General features: G+C 72.0%; 15 protein-coding genes, 2 pseudogenes and 1 riboswitch. Of the genes and pseudogenes, 13 read left to right on the forward strand and 4 right to left on the reverse strand.

Translation table 11 applies throughout. The annotated features are described in order from the left end of the window. The first annotated feature begins 4 nt into the window (after window positions 1-4). From ABD830_RS18620 to ABD830_RS18630, 3 genes are all read left to right on the forward strand, one after another. A complete protein-coding gene (locus ABD830_RS18620; RefSeq protein ID WP_344988676.1) occupies window positions 5-2,560 on the forward strand; it encodes an FtsX-like permease family protein in 2,556 nt (851 codons plus the stop codon). 84 nt (window positions 2,561-2,644) lie between these two features. Next, entirely contained in the window at window positions 2,645-3,658 is a 1,014-nt protein-coding gene (locus ABD830_RS18625; RefSeq protein ID WP_344988678.1) for a LuxR C-terminal-related transcriptional regulator, read from the forward strand. Further along, complete coding sequence (locus ABD830_RS18630) at window positions 3,639-4,688, forward strand: LuxR C-terminal-related transcriptional regulator (RefSeq protein WP_344988680.1); 1,050 nt, start codon at window positions 3,639-3,641, stop codon at window positions 4,686-4,688. Before ABD830_RS18625 ends, ABD830_RS18630 begins: the two co-directional genes overlap by 20 nt. Before the next feature lie 10 nt (window positions 4,689-4,698). On the opposite strand, the gene ABD830_RS18635 is transcribed toward ABD830_RS18630, so the two are convergent. Beyond that, window positions 4,699-5,520 (reverse strand): nucleotidyltransferase domain-containing protein, encoded by an 822-nt coding sequence (locus tag ABD830_RS18635; RefSeq protein WP_344988682.1) that lies wholly within the window; start codon window positions 5,518-5,520, stop codon window positions 4,699-4,701. 121 nt (window positions 5,521-5,641) lie between these two features. Here ABD830_RS18635 and ABD830_RS18640 point away from each other — a divergent pair, with 121 nt between their 5' ends. The 3 genes from ABD830_RS18640 to ABD830_RS18650 are packed head-to-tail and all read left to right on the forward strand — an operon-like array spanning window position 5,642 to window position 7,484. Beyond that, window positions 5,642-6,229, forward strand: a complete 588-nt coding sequence (locus ABD830_RS18640; RefSeq protein ID WP_344988684.1) for an ArsR/SmtB family transcription factor — start codon at window positions 5,642-5,644, stop codon at window positions 6,227-6,229. Window positions 6,230-6,232: 3 nt separating this feature from the next. Then, on the forward strand, window positions 6,233-6,949 hold the full coding sequence (locus tag ABD830_RS18645) for an SRPBCC family protein (RefSeq protein WP_344988686.1): 717 nt from the start codon (window positions 6,233-6,235) through the stop codon (window positions 6,947-6,949). Window positions 6,950-6,998: 49 nt separating this feature from the next. Continuing rightward, window positions 6,999-7,484: a metallophosphoesterase family protein gene (locus ABD830_RS18650; RefSeq protein ID WP_344988688.1), complete on the forward strand. Its 486-nt coding sequence runs from the start codon at window positions 6,999-7,001 to the stop codon at window positions 7,482-7,484. Window positions 7,485-7,530: 46 nt separating this feature from the next. Here the strand turns inward: ABD830_RS18650 and ABD830_RS18655 are convergent, their stop codons facing one another. Continuing rightward, window positions 7,531-7,989 (reverse strand): hypothetical protein, encoded by a 459-nt coding sequence (locus ABD830_RS18655; RefSeq protein ID WP_344988690.1) that lies wholly within the window; start codon window positions 7,987-7,989, stop codon window positions 7,531-7,533. A gap of 203 nt (window positions 7,990-8,192) precedes the next feature. Between ABD830_RS18655 and ABD830_RS18660 the strand changes: the two genes are divergently transcribed. Beyond that, entirely contained in the window at window positions 8,193-9,482 is a 1,290-nt protein-coding gene (locus ABD830_RS18660; protein ID WP_344988691.1) for an FAD-binding oxidoreductase, read from the forward strand. A 67-nt stretch (window positions 9,483-9,549) separates the two neighbouring features. Here the strand turns inward: ABD830_RS18660 and ABD830_RS18665 are convergent, their stop codons facing one another. Beyond that, window positions 9,550-10,128: a TetR/AcrR family transcriptional regulator gene (locus ABD830_RS18665; RefSeq protein ID WP_344988692.1), complete on the reverse strand. Its 579-nt coding sequence runs from the start codon at window positions 10,126-10,128 to the stop codon at window positions 9,550-9,552. A 96-nt stretch (window positions 10,129-10,224) separates the two neighbouring features. Here ABD830_RS18665 and ABD830_RS18670 point away from each other — a divergent pair, with 96 nt between their 5' ends. Beyond that, the gene (locus tag ABD830_RS18670; RefSeq protein ID WP_344988693.1) at window positions 10,225-11,190 is read left to right on the forward strand and encodes an NADP-dependent oxidoreductase; all 966 of its coding nucleotides are present in this window, start codon (window positions 10,225-10,227) and stop codon (window positions 11,188-11,190) included. Between the two features lie 44 nt (window positions 11,191-11,234). Here ABD830_RS18670 and ABD830_RS18675 read toward each other — a convergent pair whose 3' ends face one another. Then, on the reverse strand, window positions 11,235-12,956 hold the full coding sequence (locus tag ABD830_RS18675) for an FAD/NAD(P)-binding protein (protein WP_344988694.1): 1,722 nt from the start codon (window positions 12,954-12,956) through the stop codon (window positions 11,235-11,237). A 248-nt stretch (window positions 12,957-13,204) separates the two neighbouring features. On the opposite strand from ABD830_RS18675, the gene ABD830_RS18680 reads away from it, so the two are divergent. The 5 genes and pseudogenes from ABD830_RS18680 to ABD830_RS18700 all read left to right on the forward strand — a co-directional run bounded on the left by ABD830_RS18680 (window position 13,205) and on the right by ABD830_RS18700 (window position 21,978). Next, on the forward strand, window positions 13,205-13,456 hold the full coding sequence (locus ABD830_RS18680; protein WP_344988695.1) for a transglutaminase-like domain-containing protein: 252 nt from the start codon (window positions 13,205-13,207) through the stop codon (window positions 13,454-13,456). A 246-nt stretch (window positions 13,457-13,702) separates the two neighbouring features. Beyond that, complete coding sequence (locus ABD830_RS18685) at window positions 13,703-17,194, forward strand: LamG-like jellyroll fold domain-containing protein (protein ID WP_344988696.1); 3,492 nt, start codon at window positions 13,703-13,705, stop codon at window positions 17,192-17,194. 52 nt (window positions 17,195-17,246) lie between these two features. Continuing rightward, on the forward strand, window positions 17,247-20,774 hold the full coding sequence (locus ABD830_RS18690; RefSeq protein ID WP_344988698.1) for a hypothetical protein: 3,528 nt from the start codon (window positions 17,247-17,249) through the stop codon (window positions 20,772-20,774). Continuing rightward, window positions 20,741-21,211: pseudogene (locus tag ABD830_RS18695) on the forward strand (bifunctional nuclease family protein). The gene ABD830_RS18690 and the pseudogene ABD830_RS18695 overlap by 34 nt, the downstream one beginning before the upstream one ends. A gap of 147 nt (window positions 21,212-21,358) precedes the next feature. Further along, window positions 21,359-21,978 (forward strand): annotated as a pseudogene (locus ABD830_RS18700) (MerR family transcriptional regulator). A gap of 135 nt (window positions 21,979-22,113) precedes the next feature. Continuing rightward, window positions 22,114-22,213: riboswitch (glycine riboswitch) on the forward strand. Window positions 22,214-22,506: the final 293 nt, after the last annotated feature.

A 22,506-nucleotide genomic window follows, 5' to 3' on the forward strand; every position in this document is an offset into this window, starting at 1 on the left:
CGGCATGCTGCGTCTCACGCTGAGCACCGTCCGCACCCGCAAGATCGGGTTCGCCGGATCGTTCGTCTCCGTGCTGGTGGCGGTGGCGCTGATCTCGGCCTGTTTCATGATGATCCAGTCGGGGGTGAGCGCGACGCCCGCGGTGGACCGCTTCGGGGCCACGGACGCCGTCGTACGCGCCGACCCCGACCTGCACATCGGCTCCGGTGACGACGTGGAGGACGTGCCGCTGGAGCGGTCCAGACTGACGGCGGCGCGGCTGACGGAGCTGCGCGCCGTTCCCGGTGTCGAGGCGGTCGTCGCCGACACGCCGTTCGACGCGCAGGCGGTGGACCGGCACGGGGCGACGCTGGCGGGGCCGGGTGGCGGGCCGTCATGGGGGCACGGCTGGCCGGCGGCGCGGCTCACCCCGTTCACGCTGGCCGCCGGGCGGGCCCCGGGCGCGGACGACGAGGTGGTGCTCGACGCCGACCTGGCGCGCCGCTCCGCCGTGCGCCCGGGGGACGAGGTCCGGGTCGTCACCGTGGCGGGCACCCGGCGCTTCCGGGTCAGCGGCGTCGCCCGGCCGGGCACAGGGCGTGCCGGGCTGCCCTCGCAGTCGGCGCTCTTCTTCACCGAACGGGCCGCCGCCCGGCTGTCCGGCTCGCAGGGCGCGGCCGACTTCGCCGGAGTGCTCGCCCGGCCGGGAGTCTCCGCCGCCGACCTGGCGAACCGCCTGCGGCACCTGCCCGGCGGGTCCGGTACGCAGGTGCTGACCGGGGCCGACCGGGCACGGGCGGGCGCGCCCGAGACGGCGGAGAAGCTGGAGTACTCGACGGATCTGTTCGGGCCGATGGCCGGGATCGGCGGCTTCCTCGCCGTCTTCGTCATCGGCGGCACCTTCGGCCTGTCGATCCTGCAACGCCGCCGCGAGATCGCGCTGCTCCGGGCCATCGGCACGACTCCGGGACAGATCAGGCGCATGATCACCGGAGAGGCGATCGTGGTGGCGCTGCTGGCCGCCCTGCCCGGGTACGCGCTGGCCGTCCCACTGGCGCGGCTGCTGCGAGCCGTGCTGGTCGCACGCGAACTCGCGCCTCCGGAGTTCGTCGTGGTGACGGGCGCGCTGCCGCTGATCACGGGTGGCGGCGCCGGGCTGTTCCTGACGCTGCTGTCGGCCCTCACCGCGGTACGGCAGGCGGCCCGGGTACGCCCGGCCGAGGCGCTGCAGGAGGCCGCCATGCCACGGCGGATCATGACCTGGCCCCGCCTGATCCTCGCGCTGCTCACGCTGGCCGGCGGAGGAACGCTCCTGGCGCTCACCCAGCACCTCGGCGGCGAGGTCGGCGTCGCCTTCCTGGCCCTGGTGGTCATCCTGTTCATGGCCTCGGCCGGACTGCTGTCCCCGGTCCTGACGCGGCTGCTCGAACGCCCGGCCGGGGCGGTGGTCAGCGCCGTCACGCGGACGACCGGCTGGCTGGCGCACGCCAACTCGGCCGCCGCGATCCGCAGGGTCTCGTCCGGCGCGGCCGCCATCATGATCAGCGTGGCCATGGCCGGATACGCGCTCCTGGTGACCGCCGTCCTCAACGACACCACCGCGGCCCAGGGCAGGGAGCGGGTCGTCGCGGACCGGGTCCTGGTGCCGCGGAACGGTCCGGGCCTGCCTCCCGACGTCGCGGCCGCGGCCCGGCGGCTGAGCGGCGCCGAGACGGTCTCCGCCACGCGCGCGACCGCGTTCTCCTCGTACGTCCTCGGGACGCCCGACACGCTGCCCGCGCAACTGGTGGACCCCGACACCGTCGGAAAGGTGCTCGACCTGCGGGTCCTCGAGGGCTCGCTCGCCGCAGTCAAGGAGGCGGGGACCGTCGCGGTCAGCCGCACCCACGCCGGCGAGCACGGCTGGCACGTCGGGTCCCGCTTCCACGGGTGGCTGGCCGACGGCAGCCCCGTCGACATGCGCGTGGGCGCCGTCTTCGATCGGGCGCTCGGCTTCGCCGATGTCGTGCTCCCCCGGACCGGGGCGGCACAGGAGCTCGACACCGCCGTCCTGATCCGCGCCCGTCCGGGACAGCTCGGCGAGCTGGATCGCGCGCTGGCCGCCCTCGAGAGGGAGCAGCCCTCCGTGCGGGTCCTGGACCGGGACGAGTACGCGGGAGCCGCCGAGACGTCGATCGCGCGGAACGTCACCGGGACCTACCTGGTGCTCGCCGTGCTGGTGTCGTTCACGGCGGTGTCGCTGGTGAACACGCTGGTCATGGGGACCGCGGCAAGGGCCAGGGAGTTCGCGCTGCTGCGGGCCGTCGGGGCGAGCCGCCGCCAGATCGTCCGGATGATCGGCTGGGAGACGGGGATCGTGCTGCTGATCGGGGCGGTCGTGGGCACGGTGATCGCCTGCGTCGTGCTGGCCGGGGCGAACGGGGCGCTGTCCGGGACGATGTGGCTGTCCGGACTGCCGATGCCGCTCTATCCGCTGGTGCTGGCGGGGGTCGCCGCCATGGGACTGGCGACCAGCGTGCTGGCGTCGGGAATGGCGCTGCTCTCCCGTCCGATCGACGCCCTGGGCGGCGCCCGCGAGTGACATGAAAGGAGAGGTGTTGTCCTTTTTCCGACAATGACGGGAAAGGACGGCGCGGGCCCGCGGTGGTGGGCGATCATGGATGGCATGCTGCGCGTTCTCGGCCTGTCCGCGGCCGAGCAGGACCTCTACGAGGCGCTGGTGGAGCACTCCCCCGTCACCCTCGAAGAGCTGGACCGGCTCGCCGCCCAGCACCTGCCTCCTGGGCTGACCGGCGCCGTCGCCGTCAGGCTCGAGGAGCTCGGGCTGATCGCCCTGCTTCCCGAGGACCCGCCCCGGTTCGTCGTCGTCCCGCCCGAGATGGGGCTGGACGCGCTGATCCGCGAGCGGGCCCGCGAGCTGGCCGAGGCCCGGCTGCGCGTCGGCCAGCTCGCCACGCGCTACCACCGGACCACGGCCGCGCAGGAGTCCGGCGGGCTGGTGGAGGTGGTCATCGGACGTGAGGCGGTGCTGCGCCGCTTCGAACAGCTCCAGCGCGGCACTCGCAAGGAGATCCGCATGTTCGACGCACCGCCGTACGCGGGCGTCGTGGGCGGCAACACCCAGGAGTTCGACCTGCTGAGCCGCGGCGTCGACTACCGGGTCGTGTACGACAGGCGCGCCATCGAGGTACGCGGGACCCTGCAGGCCATCGCCGGCTACATCGCCGCCGGCGAGCAGGTCCGGGTCGGCGACGTACCCATGAAACTGGTGCTCAGCGACTGTCCCATGGGGCTCGTGCCGCTCCGCCACGACCTGCAGATGGTCGAGTCCGCGCTCGTCGTGCACGACTCGACGCTGCTCGACGCTCTGACGGCGCTGTTCGAGATGTACTGGGAGCGGGCGGTGCCGCTGCACATCAGCCACGGACGCGCGCAGCTGGCGGAGACCACGAGCCCGACCGGCGCGCAGCGGGACCTGCTCGCCCGTCTGGTGGCGGGCCAGACGGACAAGGCGATCGCGGCCCACCTCGGCTGGAGCGACCGCACGGTACGCCGCCACGTACGCGCGATGATGATCCAGCTGGACGCCCAGACCCGCTTCCAGGCCGGCTACCAGGCCGTCCTGCGCGGATGGCTGACCGACGAGAAGAGCTCGCAGGATGACGCGACCACCGCATGACGGCCCCGGCGGCCGGGCCCGGCACGCGCTCGGTGCGGCCGGGCTCACACCGGACGAGGAGGCGGTGTACGAGCTGCTCGTCGACTCCTCGCCGGCGACTCCGGCCCGGGTGGCGTCGCTGGGAGCGGCGGCCGGGCTGCGCCCGGAGGTCCTGCCCGGGCTGCTCGCGACGCTGGAGGCCAAGGGACTGGTCACCAGGTCCGCCGACGAGCCGCCGCGTTATGCGGCCGTCGCCCCGGAGGTCGCACTCGACGTCCTGCTGGCCACGGCCGAGCGGCAGCTGGCCCAGGCCCGCGAGCACGCCGCCGAACTCGAGCGCGCCTACCAGCGCCGCGTCACCGAGGAGGCGCCTCCGGTCGTCGTCGAGGTCGTCACCGGCCACCGGGCGGTGCAGCAGCGGCAGGCGCAGATCCAGCGCGGGGCGTCGCACCAGTTGCGCGTCTTCTCCAAGCAGCCCTACTTCGACCCGCCGGGCAGCGTGGCGGCGCAGCACGAGCTGCTCGCCCGAGGCGTCACCGTACGCATGATCTACGAGCGGGCGTTCGTGGATCGGATCGGGGCGCTGCGCCAGATCGAGACGATGATCGAGACGGGCCAGCAGGCCCGGGTGCTGCCCAGCCTGCCCATGAAGCTCTACCTCATGGACGACCGGTTCGCGCTGCTGCTCCTGCGGCACCAGCCCGACGACCCCGACGCCGACGCCGCGCTCATCGTCCACCCGTCCGGCCTGCTCCAGGCGTTGAGCAGGCTCTTCGAAGGCCTGTGGCAGCGAGCCCTGCCCCTGGGCCTGCAGCCGCCGGCGCCCGGCGCGTCGTCGCCGTCCCGCGCCCGCCGGCCCGGCCAGGACGACGAGCGGCTGATCGCCCTGCTGCTCGCCGGTCTCACCGACGAGGCCATCGCCCGCCAGCTCGGCATCAGCCACCGCACGGCGGAGCGCCGCATCGCGGACCTGACGAGCAGGCTCGGCGCCCACACCCGCTTCCAGGCGGGCGTGCAGGCGGCCTTCCGCCATCCCCCGGCGACGGAGTGACCGGGGGGTTTCAGCGGCCGCAGGCGGCACGTACGTCCGCCACCAGGCGCACGGCCTCGTCGATGGTGCGCCCGATCTCCTCCTGGGTGCTTCCGACGGCGGCCAGCAGCGCCTGGGCGCGTTCCGCGAAGCCGGCGGGCGCGGACGGGAGCCTGGCGGCCGAGGCGACCATGCCCTTCTCGTTGATCAGCCAGGCGCCGTCGGCGGCGTGCAGGGCGTGGCAGACGACGCCGATCGCACGGAAAACGGCCCCGGCCGCATACACCGGATCCTGGCCGGAGGCGCCGTACCGGGCGATGGTCAGGGCGAAGTCGGCCTCCCACAGCCCCCGGACGAGGGCCTCCCGCAGCGGCGGCGGGTACTCCTTCGACACCTCGTCCCGCAGCGCCGACAGCCCGCCGGTGGGATCAGAGAGGATCTTGCACAGGGCGACCTCGCCGGCGTATGCGTGGGAGTAGAACCCGAGCGGATGTCCAGGCTGGGAGCCGATCTCGTAGCGGCCCTCGCGGCAGTCGCCCCAGATGCGGCGGACGCGGTCGAGGTCGCGGTAGATCCAGTCCACCCGCCATCCCTCCACGGTGAGCCAGCCGCCGCCGTCCACCCACGGCCCCCAGCCGCCCGGCTCGGTCACCTCGGTCGGCTCGCCCGTCACCTCGCGCGCCAGCGCCCGCAGGCCGGCCACGGCGAGCGGGCCCCGGTAGTAGAGGCCCAGGTCGATGTCGGAGTCGGGGCGGTGCGTGCCGCGTGCCCGGCTGCCGCCGAGCACGACGGCCACCACGCCGGGAACCTCGGTGAGGCGGGCGGCGATGGCATTGATGTCCGGTTCCTGCACGAGGCGAGCTTAGAACGGCCCCCGCCCGGCGCCCCACCGGTTTTGCCCCCGCACGTCTGCCTTCCGGGCCAGGGACACTTCGCGCCTTGACAAGCTTTTTTGTCGGTGCCATCGTTTCACCATGCACGAAGTCGCGGTGATCGAAGATGCGGCGGCGGCCGAGGCCTCACTCGACCCCATGCGGTCGAAGCTGCTGGCCGCCCTGGTCGAGCCGGGCTCGGCCACGTCGCTGGCGGCCAAGGTCGGGCTGGCCAGGCAGAAGGTCAACTACCATCTGCGCACACTGGAACGGCACGGCCTGGTCGAGCTGGTCGAGGAGCGCAGGAAGGGCAACGTCACCGAGCGCGTGATGCAGGCCACCGCGGCGTCCTTCGTCATCTCGCCGGCCGCGCTGGCCGCTGTCCAGCCCGATCCGGGCAGGTCGCCCGACCGGCTGTCGGCGCGCTGGCTGCTGGCGCTGGCCGCGCAGCTCGTACGCGATGTCGGCACGCTGATAACGGGGGCCGCCAAGGCGCAGAAGCGGGTGGCGACGTTCGCCATCGACGGTGAGGTGCGCTTCGCGTCGGCGGCCGACCGGGCCGCCTTCGCGGAGGAGCTTGCGCAGTGCGTGACGGAGCTGGTCAGCAAATATCACGACGAATCCGCCGAGGGCGGGCGCGATCACCGGCTGATCGTCGCCGTGCATCCCGCCGTGAAGAAGGAGCGCTGAGCGTTGGGCCACTCGTTCGAACTGCCCCATGAGGCCCTGGTCGAGGCGACGCCCGAGGAGGTGTGGGAGGCCATCTCGACGGGTCCGGGCATCGACGCGTGGCTGGTGGGGCGCAGCGCCGTGGCGGACGGCGTCGTACGCACCGCTTTCGGCGGCGGCGAGATGCCCCCGTCCACGGTGACCGCCGCCGAACCGCTCCAGCGCTTCGCCCACAGCAGTGACAAGGCGGACGACGGGCGGTTCGTCGCCTACGAGTTCCTCGTCGAGGGCCGGGGGCGGAGCAGCACGCTCGTGCGCATGGTGACCAGCGGGTTCCTGCCTGGGGACGACTGGCAGGACGAGTTCGAGGCCATGTCGCGCGGCCTGGAGATGTTCTTCGCGACGCTGGTCGAATACCTCTCCCACTTCGCGGGGCGGACCGCGCGGCCGGTCACGGCGTTCGGGCCGATGGTCCACGACTGGCCGCGCGCCTGGGAGACCCTGTATGCCGCCCTGGGCGGGCCCCCGTCCCCCGGCGACCGGGTGCGGGTCGGCCCGGCCGAGGGAGTCGTGTACTTCCGCAACTCCCAGACGCTCGGGATCCGCGCCGACAACGCCCTCTACCGCTTCCTCCAGGGGTTCAACGGACCCATGATCGCCGCGCACGTGCTGTTCGACGGGGCGGACGAAGGGCCGCTGTGGGAGGCCTGGCTGGAGAAGCTGTACGCGGACGGCGCCTGACCGGGCCGAGGGGCGTTGCGGGCGGGTGGGGAGTGGGCAGGGGGACGGTGTGAGAGTCGTCGCGCTGTCGGACACGCATGCGCCCAGGCGGTGGCGTTCGTGCCCGCCCCGGGTCGCCGAGCACCTGCGGGACGCGGACGTCATCCTGCACGCGGGTGACGTCTGCGTCGCGTCCGTGCTGGACGAGCTGGCCGCGTTCGCGCCGGTTCACGTCGTGAAGGGGAACAACGACGGGCCGGACGTGGTCGCGCCCGAGACCCTGGAGGTGACCCTCGAGGGGCTGCGGATCGGCATGATCCACGACAGCGGCCCGGCCAAGGGCCGGCTGGCCCGCATGCGGCGCCGCTTCCCGCAGGCCGACCTGGTCGTCTTCGGCCACTCCCACATCCCGCTCGACGAGGAGGGCGCGGACGGCCTGCGCGTCTTCAACCCCGGCTCCCCCACCGACCGCCGCCGCCAGCCGCACGGCACGCTGGGCCTGCTCACCATCGAGGACGGCGTCCTGACCCGCGCCGAGATCGTGCCCGTCACGTGACGAGGTCGTCGCGGGCCTGCTCGAGGTCGGCCCAGGAAGGTCGTCGTCAGGTGAGCCAATAGACCACGGCGAGCAGCACCAGCGGCACCGCCGCCCGCACCGCCCAGCTCCGGGCCGAGGCGACCAGCGCCGCAGCCGAATACGCGATGACCCCGACCAGCAGGAAAACGCCCCAGGCGAACAGGGAGAGGCTTTCGGAGAGCAGGACCGCGACCACGTACGCGGGCCGCAACAGCGCCGCCACGAACAGCGCCCCTATGATCGCGACAGGCCAGGCGGGGCGCACCCGGAAGAGATGCAGCGACGCCCAGGACACGGCGCCCGGCAGCACGACCAGCATGCTCATCATCGCCGGCTCGCCCAGGCCGATGACGGCATCCAGCACCGGCGCCACCAGATAGGTCGCGATGAAAACCGCCATCGGCAGGAGACCCGCGACTGCCGCGCGGGCCATCCGCGCGTGCGGTGGGGCGTCAGGTGAGGCGGGCCGCCCATCCACGATCATGCTCCGATCGTACGACAGGCGGATAACAGCCCTCGGTGGCGTACGACCGGTGGCGTAGCGGAGAAGGCGACGGCCGGCGGATTCTGTCGGACCCCGCTGCCAGGATCCTGAGGACTTAAGGGCGGCGGTAAGGCGACGGGAACGGCGCCGTAAGCGCCCGCCGGCACTGTGGTCACAGATCACCGGAGAGAAGGGCCGAGAAGATGAGCCAGCCGTACATCGTCCAGGACGAGATCGCGCTTCCCGGGTTCGCCGGGGTTGTGCACCTGCCGGGCGAGGCCGGATACGACGAGCTTCGCCGCTCGCTCAACCCGCGGGTGGACTCCCGCCCGGCCGTGGTGGCCGAGGCGCACGGCGTGCGGGATCTGCGGACCGCCCTGCTGGCGGCGCGGCAGCACGGGGTGCCGTTGGCGGTGCAGGCGACCGGGCACGGCACGCACGCCGCGTGCGACGGCGGCGTCCTCGTCAGGACCTCCCGCATGGCGTCGGTGCTGGTGGACCCGGAGCGGCGGGTCGCCCGTGTGGGGCCGGGCGCGCTGTGGGGTGACGTGATCGCCGCCGCCGCGCCGTTCGGGCTGGCGCCGCTGTCCGGGTCGTCGCCGTCGGTCGGCGTCACCGGTTACACGCTCGGCGGCGGGCTCGGGTGGCTGGCGCGCAAGCACGGGTTCGCGGCCGACAGCGTGGTGCGGGCCGAGGTGCTGCTGGCAGACGGCCGGCACGTCGTGGCGAGCGCCGACAGCCACCCGGAGCTGTTCTGGGCGGTGCGCGGGGGCGGCGGCGGGTTCGGCGTGGTCACCTCGCTGGAGTTCCGCCTCCACCCGGTGGAGAAGGTCTACTCCGGGTTCGCGTACTTCCCGATCGAGGCGGCCGGCGAGACGCTGAGCGCGTACCGGAGCTGGATCGAGCAGGCCCCTGACGAGATCAGCACGGCGGTCGTGCTCAAGCGGATGCCCGACGACGCGCCCGAGCCGGTCCGGGGCAGGCACGTGGTCATGGTCAAGGTGGTGCACGCGGGCGACGCGGCGGAGGCCAGGCGGTTGCTGGCGCCGCTGTGGCAGGCGGCGGGGCCGGCGCTGCTGGACGAGACGCGCCCCAGCACGTACGCGGCCACGTCCATGGGCGGGACGCCCAACCGGCACATGGACATGTTCGAGACCGTGCCGGACGAGGTGATCGGCGCCCTGGTGCGGGCGGCCGAGGTGGCGCAGACCGTGGAGATCCGCCACTGGGGCGGCGCGATGGGCCGCCCGGGTCCGGACGCCGGGCCCGTCAGCCACCGCGCCACCCGGCTGTCGGTCATCGTGGACACGCCGGTGCCGGGGCTGCCCGAGGCGCTCCGCCCATACGCGAACGGGGGCACGTTCCTGAACTTCCTGGCCGACCCGTCCAGGACGGCGTCCGCGTTCACGGCGCCGGACTACCGGCGGCTGCGCGACGTCAAGCGGGCCTACGACCCGGACGGCTTCTTCCGCATCGGCCACGTCGCCCGCTGACCGGCCACCTTGACGTCGGCCTCCTCCCGGGGCCGACGAGGTCGACGCCGCCCTTTGAGGACGGCCCTCATTCCGGGTCGCGTGTGAGGCCGTCCATGACGAGCCCGAAGAGGTGGTCGCGCCGCGAGCCGAGAGACGGGGCCTGGTCGGTGATCCAGCTCAGGGCGTTGGCCAGCGCGAACAGGTCCGTCCCGTCGATGTCCTCGCGGATGCGCCCCTCCGCCTGCGCGCGCTCCAGGAGGCGGCCCGCCGCCGAGCGCATCGCCATGCAGGACGCGTGCAGCGGCGACTGCTCGTCGCTGATCGTGGCCATCATCGAACCGGCCAGCCCCCGGTAGGCGCCCGCGCCCCCGATGAGCTCGCGCAGGAACTCCACCAGCGCCTCGTACGGCTCGCCGCTCTCCCCCAGCGCCTCCGCCCGCCCGGCCAGCCGGTCGAACCCCTGCCGCAGCAGCGCCTCCAGCAGCGCCTCCCGCGTGGGGAAGTGCCGGTAGAGCGTCCCGAGCCCGACCTCGGCGCGGCGGGCGATGTCCCGCAGCGAGGCCTCGGTCCCCTGCTCATGGACGACGCCCCTGGCCACGGCGAGGATGCGCTCCCGGTTGCGCCGCGCGTCGGCCCGCTGCTCCTTCGGCGATTCTCCCGTCATGCACGGTCCTTTCCGTTGACAAGTGGAGCACTGTTCCGGTTAATATCCGGAACAGTGCTCCGAATCATATCGGAGCCGTTCCCGTAGGGAGAAACCATGCCCGCTGTCATGCATGCCGTCCGCATCCACGCGCCCGGCGGTCCGGAAGTCCTCACGTACGAGGAGGTGCCCCGTCCTGAGCCGGGACCCGGCGAGGTCCTGATCCGGGTCCACGCCGCCGGGATGAACCCGGTCGACTGGTACGCCCGCAGGGGCTTCGCCGGCCTCCCCGAGGACCTGCGTCCCACGCTGCCCCTGCCGTACACGCCGGGGACCGACGTGTCGGGCGTCGTGGCCGCGCTGGGGCCGGGCGTCACCGAATGGCAGGTGGGGGACGAGGTCTTCGGCCTGCTCCGCTTCCCGAGCATGGAGGCGAGGGCGTACGCCGAGTACACGACCGCTCCGGTCGGCGATCTCGCCAGGAAGCCGGCGTCCGTCGATCACGTGCACGCGGCGGGCGTGCCGATGGCGGGGCTCACCGCGTACCAGTTCCTCTTCGACTACATCGGGCTCGAGCCGGGCAGCCGGGTGCTCGTGAACGGCGCGGCCGGCGGCGTCGGCCACTTCGCCGTGCAGCTCGCCAAGGGCGTCGGCTGTCACGTCATCGGCGTCGCCTCCGGGCGCCATGAGGCGTTCCTCAAGGAGCTGGGGGTGGCTGAGTTCATCGACTACACGCAGGTGGCGGCCGCGGAGGTGGTACGGGACGTGGACTACCTGCTCGACACGGTCGGCAGGCAGCAGGCGTACCGGTTGCTGCCTGCGATCAGGGACGGCGGCGTGTACAGCCCGTGCTTCCTGGTGAACTTCGGGGACGAGGAGCTGGCGAAGCGGGGCATCGTCAAGCGTGGGGGCCAGGTGCGCTCGGACGGGGCCCACATGGCGGAGCTGGCCAGGCAGATGGAGGAAGGCCGCCTCCGGGTGGGGATCGACTCCGTCTTCCCGCTGCGAGAGGCCGCCGAGGCCCACGAACGGGCCGAGCAGGAGCACATCCAGGGCAAGATCGTTCTCCAGGTGGTGGCCTAGCGTCCCGGCCGCCGGGACGCCGAGGACAGCCGGGGTGCGGGGTCTCAGGCGGCGGGGCGGAGGCGGGCGCCGGCGGTCTGGCCGAGAAGGGTTCTGGCCAGGGCGTCCGTCTGGCGGAAGAGCGGGGCGTCGGCGCCGGGCCGCGCGAAGCCCGCGGTGCCGGGGCCGCCCACGGTCCACGGGCCGAGGGCGAAGCGGCGGGGATGAGCGGCGCCGGCCCGGTTCACCAGGCGGCGGCTCGGGAGGTGCACGTCGAGCAGGCCCCCTGACTCGCGGCACTCGCCCCGGACGTAGAGCCCGGCGACCAGCGGGTCGGTGCTGCGGGCCACGGCCGGATCCGGCAGCCGGGCCTCCACCAGGGCCCGCGCCTCGACCGCACCCGGCACGGTCGCGCTGACCGCCCGCCACACCCCTGCCCGATCGTCCCGCACGACCCGCGTCCCCGCCCCCAGGAACGTGGCCACGCCCGCCCGCGCCAGCGCCCGTAGCTCCTCCAGCCGGGGCGCGGGCGGGCCGCTGGCGAAGTAGTTGTACAGCCCCTGGAACCAGGGGTCCTCGGGCAGCACGCCGCGCAGCGCGGACAGTCCGTGGATCATCGCCAGGTCCGCGCTGTGCGCCGGGTCGGCCCGCCGTTCCAGGTCGGCCGCCAGATAGCCGGACATCCACCGCCCCAGCCCCGCCAGGTCGCCGAACCGCATCCCGTGCAGGGGCCGCTCCAGCCGCTCCAGGTGCAGCCGGTCGGCGAACCTGGGGACGGACCTGGTGACCAGCGCGCGCATCTCCTTGCCGCCCCACTCGGCCCGCGCGAAGGCGGGCTCGAACTGGTCCCACCCGATCCGGGTGCGTGAGGGATGCGCGGTGAACAGCTCGAAGTAGTACGCGTACGCGAGCTCCTTGGCCACCGCCCGCCGCAGATCCCCGGGAGGGGCGTCCGGGGTGACGAACCTGGGCAGGCCGGGCGGCGGGGCCGCCAGCCGGTAACCGGTCTTGGCGTGGTACGGCACTCCCCTGCGCGACCCCACGTACAGCCGCGGCTCCGCCCCGCTCGCCACGTAGTGGAGCTCCCCGTCATGCCGGGCGAACCGCCCGCCGCGGCCCGACGTGAGCAGCACCATCAGGTCGACGAACGCCAGCCCGGCGCCGCGCGCGAGCACCGGCTCCCCCGCCGGGATCACGCCCGGGTCGAGGTCGGCGGCGTACCCGGCGGGAAGGTACGCCAGGCCGTGCCGGTCGGCGAACGCCGCCTCCGCGTCCTCCTGCGGCGAGGGCAGCACGCCGTGATGACCCTGCGCGAGCACCACCGCGTCCACCTCCAGCGCCCGCCCGCCGGACAGCTCCACCCGCTGACCCCCGCGCAGGTCGGCCAGGCCGACCGCCGTGTCGCGGTGCAGGTGCACCCGTACGGTGCGGGGTGCGGCACGCACGGCGCGTTCGAGGGCGAAGGACAGGTAGCGGCTCAGGGCCGGGCGGGGCGCGAAGAACCCGGGCTCGCAGCCGAGCCACTCGGCCAGCGACGGCCCCGGCCGGACCGGCCCCTCGCAGCGCACCGACGGGTCGGTGAAGACCGTGATGTCACCGGCCATGGAGTTGGCCCACAGCAGCTCGGGCTGGTCCGCCCGCCAGACCCGGCCGGCGCCGTGCGGGTACGGGTCCACCACGTGCACGTCCAGCACCTGGCCTCCGAGCAGCTCGGAGGCGTTGGCGCAGATCCGCTCCACGAGCGATGTCCCCGTGGGGCCCGCTCCGACGATCGCGACAGCACCCATCCCGACCACCTCCCCCAACCGCCCTGCCATCCCATGGCACCACACCCCGAATACCCATATAAACAGTAGGGATTGCAGGAAAGATCGTCAACTCGACGCCACGGCACAGTGGCCTTGTCGGTGGCGCGGCCTAAAGTCCCTGGCATGGCCATCGATTACGCCCTCCCAGGTCTCTTCACCACACTGGCCGCCGGTCAATGAGCCCTGGCCGCCACCCTGCCGTCCGATCCGTGGAGATCTGCCGCGTCGTGAGCGGGCTCGTCCTCCATCCCCATGGTGCCGCCGCGCTGCCCGAGGAGCGCATGGCGGAGCAGAACCTGCGTCCCACGAGCGCCATCATCGAGGCGCTGACCCGGCTCGACCCGGCGCCCCTCACCACGCCGCGCCCCGCGCACCTGCGGGTGGTGGGCACCTGCCGCCACTTCGCCACGCTGAGCTGTGCCCTGCTCCGCCTGCGCGGCGTCCCGGCCAGGGCGCGGTGCGGGTTCGCCGCGTACTAGCACGATGCCGGAGACGTAGCCGTGGTCCGGTACCCGCATCAGGGTCGCTACCAGGGCATTTGCATTTAGACGCAAAGATATGGCCCCATCGTCGTGCTCACGCCGAAAATGGTGCCGTTTCGGGATCACCGGCACTCGTGGGGACGTGCCGTGCATGGGCGGGGGCGGCAAGGCGTCTTCGCGTGCGCGGCGCAAACCGGCGAGTACTCCGTGGATACGCGTTCACGCAGATGCTCTGGAGGCTTGATGCGCCGTTCCCCCCGCGGGCCAGCCCTCGCCGCGGTCTTGTCGTTACTGGCCGGTCTGCTCGTGGCCGGTGGTGTCCTCACAGACGGGGACCCCGCGGCTGCGGCGGTCACGGACGATCCACCGGCGCAGACGGAGCGGGAGGCGCTGGACCAGGCCCACCGCGGCAAGCAACGGGTGGAGGTGCTCGCCCTGCGCTCGGAGAACCGCCAGGTGTTCGCCAACCCCGACGGCTCGTTCACCTCGGAGACCTCGGCGCTGCCCGAGCGGGTGCGCAGGAACGGCGGCTGGGCCGACGTGGACCCCACCCTGGCCTTCGCTCCCGACGGAAGTGTGAAGACCGCGGCCACCCCGCTGGAGCTGACGTTCTCGGGCGGCGGGACGGCCCCGCTGGCCCGCCTGGCGGAGGGCGGCCGCTCGGTCGAGATGAGCTGGCCGGGAAGCCTGCCGAAGCCGGTGCTCGAGGGGAGCACCGCGACGTACGGCGAGGTGCTCCCTGGTGTGGATCTGAAGGTGACCGCGTCGGTGCTCGGCTTCTCCGAGGTGCTGGTGGTCAAGAACAAGGAGGCCGCCTCCAACCCCGCACTGGGGAAGTTCGCCTTCGGCATGAGCGCGAAAGGGCTGGCGGTACGCAAGACGGCGGACGGCGGCCTGAGCGCCGTGACCGGGGCAGGGGCGGAGGCCTTCCACGCGCCCCCGCCCCGCATGTGGGACTCCTCGGGAACGAATCCCGGGCCATCGTCGCCGGTCGCCGAGCCGCGACGCGAGGCCAGGCAGGCCGTCGTGGGCGTCGACGTGGCGCGGGACCGGATCGCGCTCACCCCCGACGACAAGCTGCTGACCGGCGCCGACACGGTCTACCCCGTCTACATCGACCCGGAGTGGTCGGGATCGAAGCTGCACTGGACGTACATCGACAAGTCCTGGCCCACCACGTCGAACTGGGATTCCACCCACAGGCCGGAGGCCGGCTACTACTACGAAACCACCGGGGCCTCGGGCGTCAAGCGGTCGTTCTTCCGCATGGACTCCGACAACGTCAACGGCAAGCACATCCTGAAGGCGACGTTCCGCATCACGCAGACGTACTCGTATGGGTGCACCTCCGACCCCCAGGCCGTGCAGCTGTGGCTGACCGGGGGGATCTCCAAGTCCACGACCTGGAACCACCAGCCGTCCTGGGCCGACCACCTGGACAGCGTCGCCTCCGACGCCGGGCACGGCTCCTCCTGTCCTGACAAGGGCATCGAGTTCGACGTCACCAGCGCGATCGTCAAGGCCGCCAAGAGCGGCTGGTCGAACACCACCTTCGGATTGCGTGACTACAACGACGACGCCAAGAGCCGGTACGGCTGGAAGGGGTTCAGCAGCTCGCCCAAGCTCGTGGTGGACTACAACACCCCGCCCGCCGCGCCGTCCGGAGTCGGCACGTACCCGGGCACGCCCTGCGCCACGGGTGCCGGCCGTCCGTCCGTGAACGCCGGGGACGCCGAGAACCCGATCAAGCTGAAGGCGAAGATCTACGACCCGGACAAGGCGAACGACGGCGTACGCGCCGAGTTCGTGATGAACCACTACAACGCCGCCACCGGCGCGTGGGAGAACATCACCTCCTCGCTGCCTGGAGGTGGCAAGACCGCCTACAAGTACACGGCCACGGCGACCGACCACGAGATCACGCTGTCCGGTCTGGCCACCGGCGAGTCCTACTCCTACAGGGTGCGCGCCTTCGACGGCACCGACGCCAGCGCGTGGAGCGCGTGGTGCGAGTTCACGGTCGACACGGTGGACCCGGCGAAGCTCCCCAAGGTCACCTCGGCCGACTATCCGGCGGGCACCCCGGACGACTGGAAGGGCGGCGTCGGCCGGACCGGCTCGTTCACCTTCGCCCCCGGTGACGGCGAGAGCGATGTGACGCGCTTCAGGTATGCGCTCGACTCTCCCGCGCTGGCCACGGCCGCGACCCAGGTGAGCGTCCCCGCGGGGCAGACCTCGGTGACCGTGCAGGTCGCGCCGCGTCACGACTGGCTGAACACGCTGTACGTCTATCCGGTGGACAAGGCCGGCAACGTGGGCAAGACCCCCGCCGTCTACAGCTTCTACGTCAAGGCCGGTACGGACGCGATCGGGCAGTGGCACCTGGACGAGACGTCCGGCACCACCGCCGCCGACGCGGCCGCGAACCCGCACCCGGTGACGCTCGCCGGCGCCACCGGCTGGACCGGCGGCCGGGTGAACGGCGCGCTGGGCCTCGACGGCTCCACCGCCTACGGCGCCACCAGCGACCCCGTGGTGCACACCGACCGGGGCATGTCGGTCTCCGCGTGGGTGCGCCTCACGGACAACTCGAAGAACTCCACGGTGGTGAGCCAGGTCGGGAACAGGGGTGCCGGCTTCCAGCTGTACTACTCCTGGGGCTACAAGCGCTGGATCTTCAACAAGTACGACGCCGACAAGGACAACCCCGCGATCGCCCGAGCCTTCAGCGACGCCGAGCCGCAGGTCGGCGTCTGGACCCACCTGGTCGGCGTGTACGACGCCCCGGCCAGGCAGCTCCGCCTCTACGTGAACGGCATCCGCCAGTCCACCCCCGCCGCCTACACCTACACGCCCTGGGACGCCACCGGCCCGCTGCAGATCGGGCGCGTCAAGGCGAACGGGACGTTCCAGGAGAACTTCGCCGGTGACATCGACGAGGTGAGGGTCTGGGACCGGATCCTGTCCGACGACTCCCGTACCGTGAACGACCCGGCGCTCGGCAACGAGATCGCCGCCATGGCGAAGCAGCCCCCGGCCCAGTTCGGGCGCTGGGCGTTCGACGAGGGAACCGGCACCGCCGCGGCGGACTCCTCCGGCTACGGCAGGACCGCGACCCTCAAGGGGAACGCCGGCTGGTCGGACGACGGCTTCGACGGCTCGAACGTCCTGACCCTCAACGGCACCACCGCCTACGCCTCCACCGCCTCGGCGCCGGTGCGGACCGACCACAGCTACACGGTGTCGGCCTGGGTGCGCCTGACGGGCGACGACAGCTGCACCGTGCCGGGCCAGAACATGACCATGGTCAGCCAGGACGGCGACAAGTTCAGCGGCTTCTACCTCGGCTACCGCTGGTTCCTCGACAACGGGCAGAAGGTCTACCACTGGTCGTTCGCCACGCCGAGCGAGGACGCCGGCACCGAGGTGATGACGCAGACCAAGTCGGTCGACGTGGTCGACTGCATGTCGCTGAACTCTTGGACGCACCTGGCCGGTGTGTACGACGAGGTCGCCAAGGAGCTCCGGCTGTACGTCAACGGCCAGCTCGCCGACACGCGGCCCTTCGCGACGGCCTGGCACGCCGGCGGCCCGCTCGAGATCGGCCGCGCTAAGTACAAGGGCGAGGTCGTCGACTACTTCACCGGCGACGTGGACGACGTCCGGACCTACACCGGAACCCTCACCGACCGTCAGATCCTCAACCTCGCCATGGGCCAGGCGCTGGACGGCTGACCACGGCCCGCTCCCACCCCCCCTTCACCGACGTTCATCCCGGAGGTAAGTCGTGCTCGCTTCATGGCGAGGCTGGGTTCGGGTCGCCGGACTGCTGGCGGTCGTGGTGCCCGCCACGCTGGCCGTCCGGCTGCCGGAGGCGCAGGCCGCCGGCGACCCCGCATGGCACAAGGCTCAGGCTCAGCACCCGGTGCCCGGTCACCCGAGCAGGGCCCGTCCCGCCCCGTCTGATCCGGGGGCGAAGTTCGACCTCAAGGGCGCCCCCGCCGTGACCTGGCCGCAGCCGGGTACGGCGATGGCGCGTACGGCCGGGACCGGCTCCACCGGCGACAGGTCCGTCGCGGGGCGGGCGGCGAAGGCACGGGCGGGAGACCTGCCCGTCTGGGTCGGCCCGCCGTCGTCCGCCTCGGACAAGGCGGCCACCCCCCGGAAGCCGTCCTCCGCGGCGGTGGTGCCGGACGTCCAGGTCCGGGTGCTGGACGCCCGAACGGCCGACCGGTCGCGCATCACCGGGCTCGGTATCCAGCTGACCCCCCAGGGCACGTCGGGCGGCTCCGCGCGCCGCGCGGCGGTCGAGGTGGACTATTCGGGCTTCCGGTACGCCTACGGCGGCGACTGGGCGTCCCGCCTGCGCCTGGTCCAGCTCCCGGCGTGCGCGGCCACCACGCCCGACCTGCCGCAATGCCAGACCCGGACCCCGCTGCCCACCGGCAACGACGTCAAGGCCGGCCGGCTGACCGCCGACATCGACCTCGCCGCCGCCGGCGCGACCACCCTGGCGGCCGAGGCGGCGCCGTCGGGCTCGGCGGGCTCCTACGAGGCGACCTCCCTGTCGCCGTCCGCCACCTGGAACGTGAGCAACCAGAGCGGCGCGTTCTCCTGGTCGTACCCCCTGCGGCTGCCGCCGACCCCGGGCGGGCCGACCCCCAACATCGGTTTCGTCTACTCCTCGGGCAACGTCGACGGCCGCACCGTCGCCACCAACAACCAGGCCTCCTGGATCGGCGAGGGCTTCGACTACTGGCCCGGCTTCATCGAGCGCCGCTACAAGCAGTGCGCCGACGACGACGTGAAGCCCAAGCGCAACGACCAGTGCTGGCGCTACAGCAACGCCACCATGTCACTCAACGGCCAGGCCACCGAGCTGGTCCTCGACGACGCGACCGGCACGTGGCAGCCCAAGGAGGACGACGGCACCAAGGTCGAGAAGCTCTCCGGCGCCGACAACGGCGACAACGACGGCGAGTACTGGCGGATCACCACCCCCGACGGCACGCAGTACTACTTCGGGCAGAACCACCTGCCCGGCTGGAGCAGCGGCAAGGCGGAGACCAACTCCACGTGGACCGTCCCGGTCTTCGGCAACGACTCCGGTGAGCCCTGCCACAAGGACACCTTCTCCGACTCCTGGTGCCAGCAGGCCTGGCGGTGGAACCTCGACTACGTCGTGGACCCGCACGGCACGGTCAGCACGTTCTGGTACGGCAAGGAGACCAACTACTACCGCCGCGACGTCACCACCCTGACCGACGGCGTGCCGAACGGCACTCCGACGGTGTACGACCGGGGCGGCTACCTCAAGCGCATCGACTACGGCCAGCGCTCGGAGGCGATCTTCTCCTCCTCCGCGCCCGCGCGGGTCGTGTTCGACAGCAAGGAGCGCTGCGACCCGACCTCGAGCTTCGACTGCGCCGAGAGCAAGTTCACCAAGGACAACGCGAAGTACTGGCCCGATGTCCCCTACGACCAGAACTGCGACTCCGGCGAGAAGTGCATCGACAAGTACTCGCCGACCTTCTGGACGCGCAAGCGGCTCGCCGCCGTGACCACCCAGGTTCTGGTGTCGGGCAGCACGTACAAGGACGTCGACACCTGGACGCTCCAGCAGAAGATGCGCGATCCCGGCGACGGCACCGCGGCGACGGTCTGGCTCGAGGGCATCCAGCACTCCGGCAAGGTCGGCGCCACGGCGGAGCTGCCGTCCGTGCGCTTCGCGGGCATCCAGAAGCCCAACCGGGTCGACGCCCTGGAAGGGCGCCCGCCGCTCACCAAGTGGCGCGTCTCCGCCATCGACAACGAGACGGGCGGCTCCCTGTCGATCGCCTACTCCGACCCGGACTGCAAGGCCGGCGACACCCCCGAGCCGGACTCGAACACCCGCCGCTGTTACCCGCAGTACTGGTCACCCGAGGGCGCCACGTCGCCCAAGCTCGACTGGTTCCACAAGTACGTGGTCACGCAGGTGCGCGCCATAGACCGCACGGGCGGCGCGCCCGACGAGGTGACCGGCTACGAGTACCTCGGCGGCGGCGCCTGGCACCACGATGACGACGACGGGCTGACCAAGGAGAAGTACAAGACCTGGTCGCAGTGGCGCGGCTACGGCAAGGTGCGGGTCGTCCACGGTGAGGCCCCCGAGCAGCGCTCGCAGTCGGAGTACACCTACTTCCGCGGCATGGACGGCGACGAGAAGTCCGGCGGCGGCACGAAGGACGTCCAGGTCACCGCCTCCGAAGGCCCGCCGGTGCCCGACGCCGAGCCCCTGCAGGGACGCGTCCTGGAGGAGATCCACTACGACGGGCCCGGCGGAGCCGCCATGAGCGGCGCCATCACCGGCTACTGGACCAAGCAGACCGCCAAGCGGGTCCGTTCCTGGGGCACGACCACCGCCCACCTCGTCGAGGTCGACAAGGTGCGCAGCCGCACCGCGCTGGCCTCCGGCGGCTGGCGGTACACCACGACCGACACCGACTACAACGCCGACGGCCTGCCCACACAGGTCAACGACCTGGGCGACGAGTCGACCGCGAGCGACGACCAGTGCACCCGCACCGAGTACGCCCGCAACGCCGCCAAGTGGATGATCTCGTACGTCTCGCGTGTCGAGACGGTCACCAGGTCCTGCGCGGTCACGCCCGCCCGGCCGGACGACGTGGCCTCCGACGTGCGCAAGTACTACGACAATCAGGCCTACGGCGCCGCGCCCACCAGGGGCGACGTCACCAAGACCGAGAAGCTCGGCTCATGGAGCGGCGGCCCGCGGTACGTCACCGTCGGCACCACCACCTTCGACGTGTACGGCAGGCCGCAGGTCGTCACCGACGCCTCGGGCGGCAAGACCACCACCACGTACACCCCGGCGACCGGCCCGGTCACCGGCACCGAGGTCACCAACGCGGCGGGCCACGTCACCAAGACCGAGGTGGAGCCCGCGTGGGGCGTCCCGACGGCCACCATCGACGTCAACCAGAAGCGCACCGACCTGACCTACGACCCTCTCGGCCGACTCACCGGAGTCTGGCTGCCGGGACACGCCAAGTCGACGTACCCGTCCGCCCCGAACATCCTCCCTGCTGCTCGATTTGCACGCATCCCTTGTGCGGTCGGGGATCCGCTCCGTCCTGGGGCGCTGAGGGGGCTTCGGGCCGGGAGGTGGAGGAGCACTTCAGGCCCGCCGGGTGTTACGTTGAATTGCAGTAGCCAGTCAGCAGAAGCGACGAGCCAAATAGCTGTGCCGGGTGACCGGTCAGGAATACGGAGCAGCCCGTGTTGCAGATGGAGGTCGTGGGCGTTCGCGTAGAAATGCCCACAAATCAGCCGATCGTCTTGCTCAAGGAGGCACACGGGGAGCGGTTCCTTCCTATATGGATTGGCATGACCGAGGCGACAGCCATCGCCCTGGCCCAAGCGGAGGAGCCCCCCGCCGCGGCCGCTCACCCACGACCTCTTCCGAGACGTGCTGAGCGCTCTGGGTGTAGGCCTGCGAGCGGTCAACATCGTCGCCCTGCGCGACGGCATCTTCTTCGCCGACCTGGTGTTCTCCAACGGCGTGGAGGTGAGCGCGCGGCCGTCCGACTCGATCGCGCTCGCCCTGCGCACCGGAGCGCGCATCTTCGCCAGCGAGGAGGTCGTCCAGGAGGCCGGTGTCATCATCCCGACGACCAGGAAGACGAGGTGGAGAAGTTCAGGGAGTTCCTTGACACGATCACGCCCGAAGACTTCGGCAGGGCGGGGTAGGTATTTCGGTGCATTTACGCTTCACGACGCGCCGAGCCGGATCGTTGACTGAGCATGGTCACGGTCCTACGGTGCAAGTGAAACCCGTGGTCGCCCTTTACGAACCCCCAGATCAGACCACGGGATGAGAGAAAGCCGGAGGTCCGCGTGGCGGTCAGCAGCGGCGAGGGAAAGACGGCCGGCCAGGAAGATCCGGTACGGCGCGAGAGTGCGCGGCAGCGTGCCGGGGAGCAGGGTCTGCTCTTCGACGAGCAGCCGACGGCGCTGCCGGCAGACATCGGATACCGCGGGCCGACGGCCTGCGCCGCGGCCGGCATCACCTACAGGCAGCTCGACTACTGGGCGCGCACGGGCCTCGTGGAGCCCACGATAAGAGCCGCGCAGGGCTCTGGCTCCCAGCGGCTCTACAGCTTCCGCGACATCCTGGTGCTCAAAGTCGTCAAGCGGCTCCTCGACACCGGGGTCTCGCTCCAGCAGATCCGCACGGCCGTGCAGCACCTGCGTGACCGCGGGGTGGCCGACCTCGCGCAGATCACGCTGATGAGCGACGGCGTCAGCGTCTACGAGTGCACCTCGGCCGACGAGGTGATCGACCTGCTCCAGGGCGGCCAGGGCGTGTTCGGCATCGCGCTCGGCCGGGTCTGGCGCGAGGTCGAGGGCTCCTCGCGGAGCTGCCGGGGGAACGGGCAGCGGTCGAGGACAGCGTCCCGGCCGACCACCCCGCTGACGAACTCGCCCGCCGCCGCCGCGCCCGGCGCATGGGCTGATCACACGCCCCGTGCCTGAGTGGCCCGCCGCCGCTTGTGGTGGGCCCGGGGAACATACCGGGAAAGTTCTGATTGCTCTGTTCGTGGAAATTCGCCCGTAACGGATAGGGTTGTAACCTAGGACAGCAAGGCTGACGACCCCGTGCGGGAGAGTCCCTGGGATCCATGGGTCCCCGGGCGCCGAAGGAGCAACCCTCCCCGGAATCTCTCAGGCACCCCGTACCGCTCGGGCGAGGCAACTCTGGAAAGCAGGCGCACCCGCCAGGCGCGTCTCACCGACGTGCAAGCCCCGTTACCGGGGTGAAGCTCTCAGGTCGCGGTCCCGCCGCGCTGACAGAGGGGGAGATCCGGCACTCGCCCGCGCCCTGGCGCCGGTCTCCATAGCCTCGGGAGGCACTTTCCATGACCGACCTGTCAGCTCCGCCGTTTCTCGTCCAGGCACATCGCCCGTCGGAAGCCGAGCAGCAGCGCATGCTCGAGGCCGTGGGCTTCGAGTCCGTGGCTGACCTGGTGGCGGTGGCCGTCCCC

The sequence above is a fragment of the Nonomuraea helvata genome, assembly GCF_039535785.1.
GTDB classification, from domain to species: Bacteria; Actinomycetota; Actinomycetes; order Streptosporangiales; family Streptosporangiaceae; genus Nonomuraea; species Nonomuraea helvata.

Bases quoted from the DNA above. Each gene is read 5' to 3' on its own strand.
- ABD830_RS18620 (WP_344988676.1), top strand. From the start codon at position 5: ATGCTGCGTCTCACGCTGAGCACCGTCCGCACCCGCAAGATCGGGTTC.
- ABD830_RS18625 (WP_344988678.1), top strand. From the start codon at position 2,645: ATGCTGCGCGTTCTCGGCCTGTCCGCGGCCGAGCAGGACCTCTACGAG.
- ABD830_RS18630 (WP_344988680.1), top strand. From the start codon at position 3,639: ATGACGCGACCACCGCATGACGGCCCCGGCGGCCGGGCCCGGCACGCG.
- ABD830_RS18640 (WP_344988684.1), top strand. From the start codon at position 5,642: ATGCACGAAGTCGCGGTGATCGAAGATGCGGCGGCGGCCGAGGCCTCA.
- ABD830_RS18655 (WP_344988690.1), bottom strand. From the start codon at position 7,989: ATGATCGTGGATGGGCGGCCCGCCTCACCTGACGCCCCACCGCACGCG.
- ABD830_RS18660 (WP_344988691.1), top strand. From the start codon at position 8,193: ATGAGCCAGCCGTACATCGTCCAGGACGAGATCGCGCTTCCCGGGTTC.
- ABD830_RS18665 (WP_344988692.1), bottom strand. From the start codon at position 10,128: ATGACGGGAGAATCGCCGAAGGAGCAGCGGGCCGACGCGCGGCGCAAC.
- ABD830_RS18670 (WP_344988693.1), top strand. From the start codon at position 10,225: ATGCCCGCTGTCATGCATGCCGTCCGCATCCACGCGCCCGGCGGTCCG.
- ABD830_RS18675 (WP_344988694.1), bottom strand. From the start codon at position 12,956: ATGGGTGCTGTCGCGATCGTCGGAGCGGGCCCCACGGGGACATCGCTC.
- ABD830_RS18685 (WP_344988696.1), top strand. From the start codon at position 13,703: ATGCGCCGTTCCCCCCGCGGGCCAGCCCTCGCCGCGGTCTTGTCGTTA.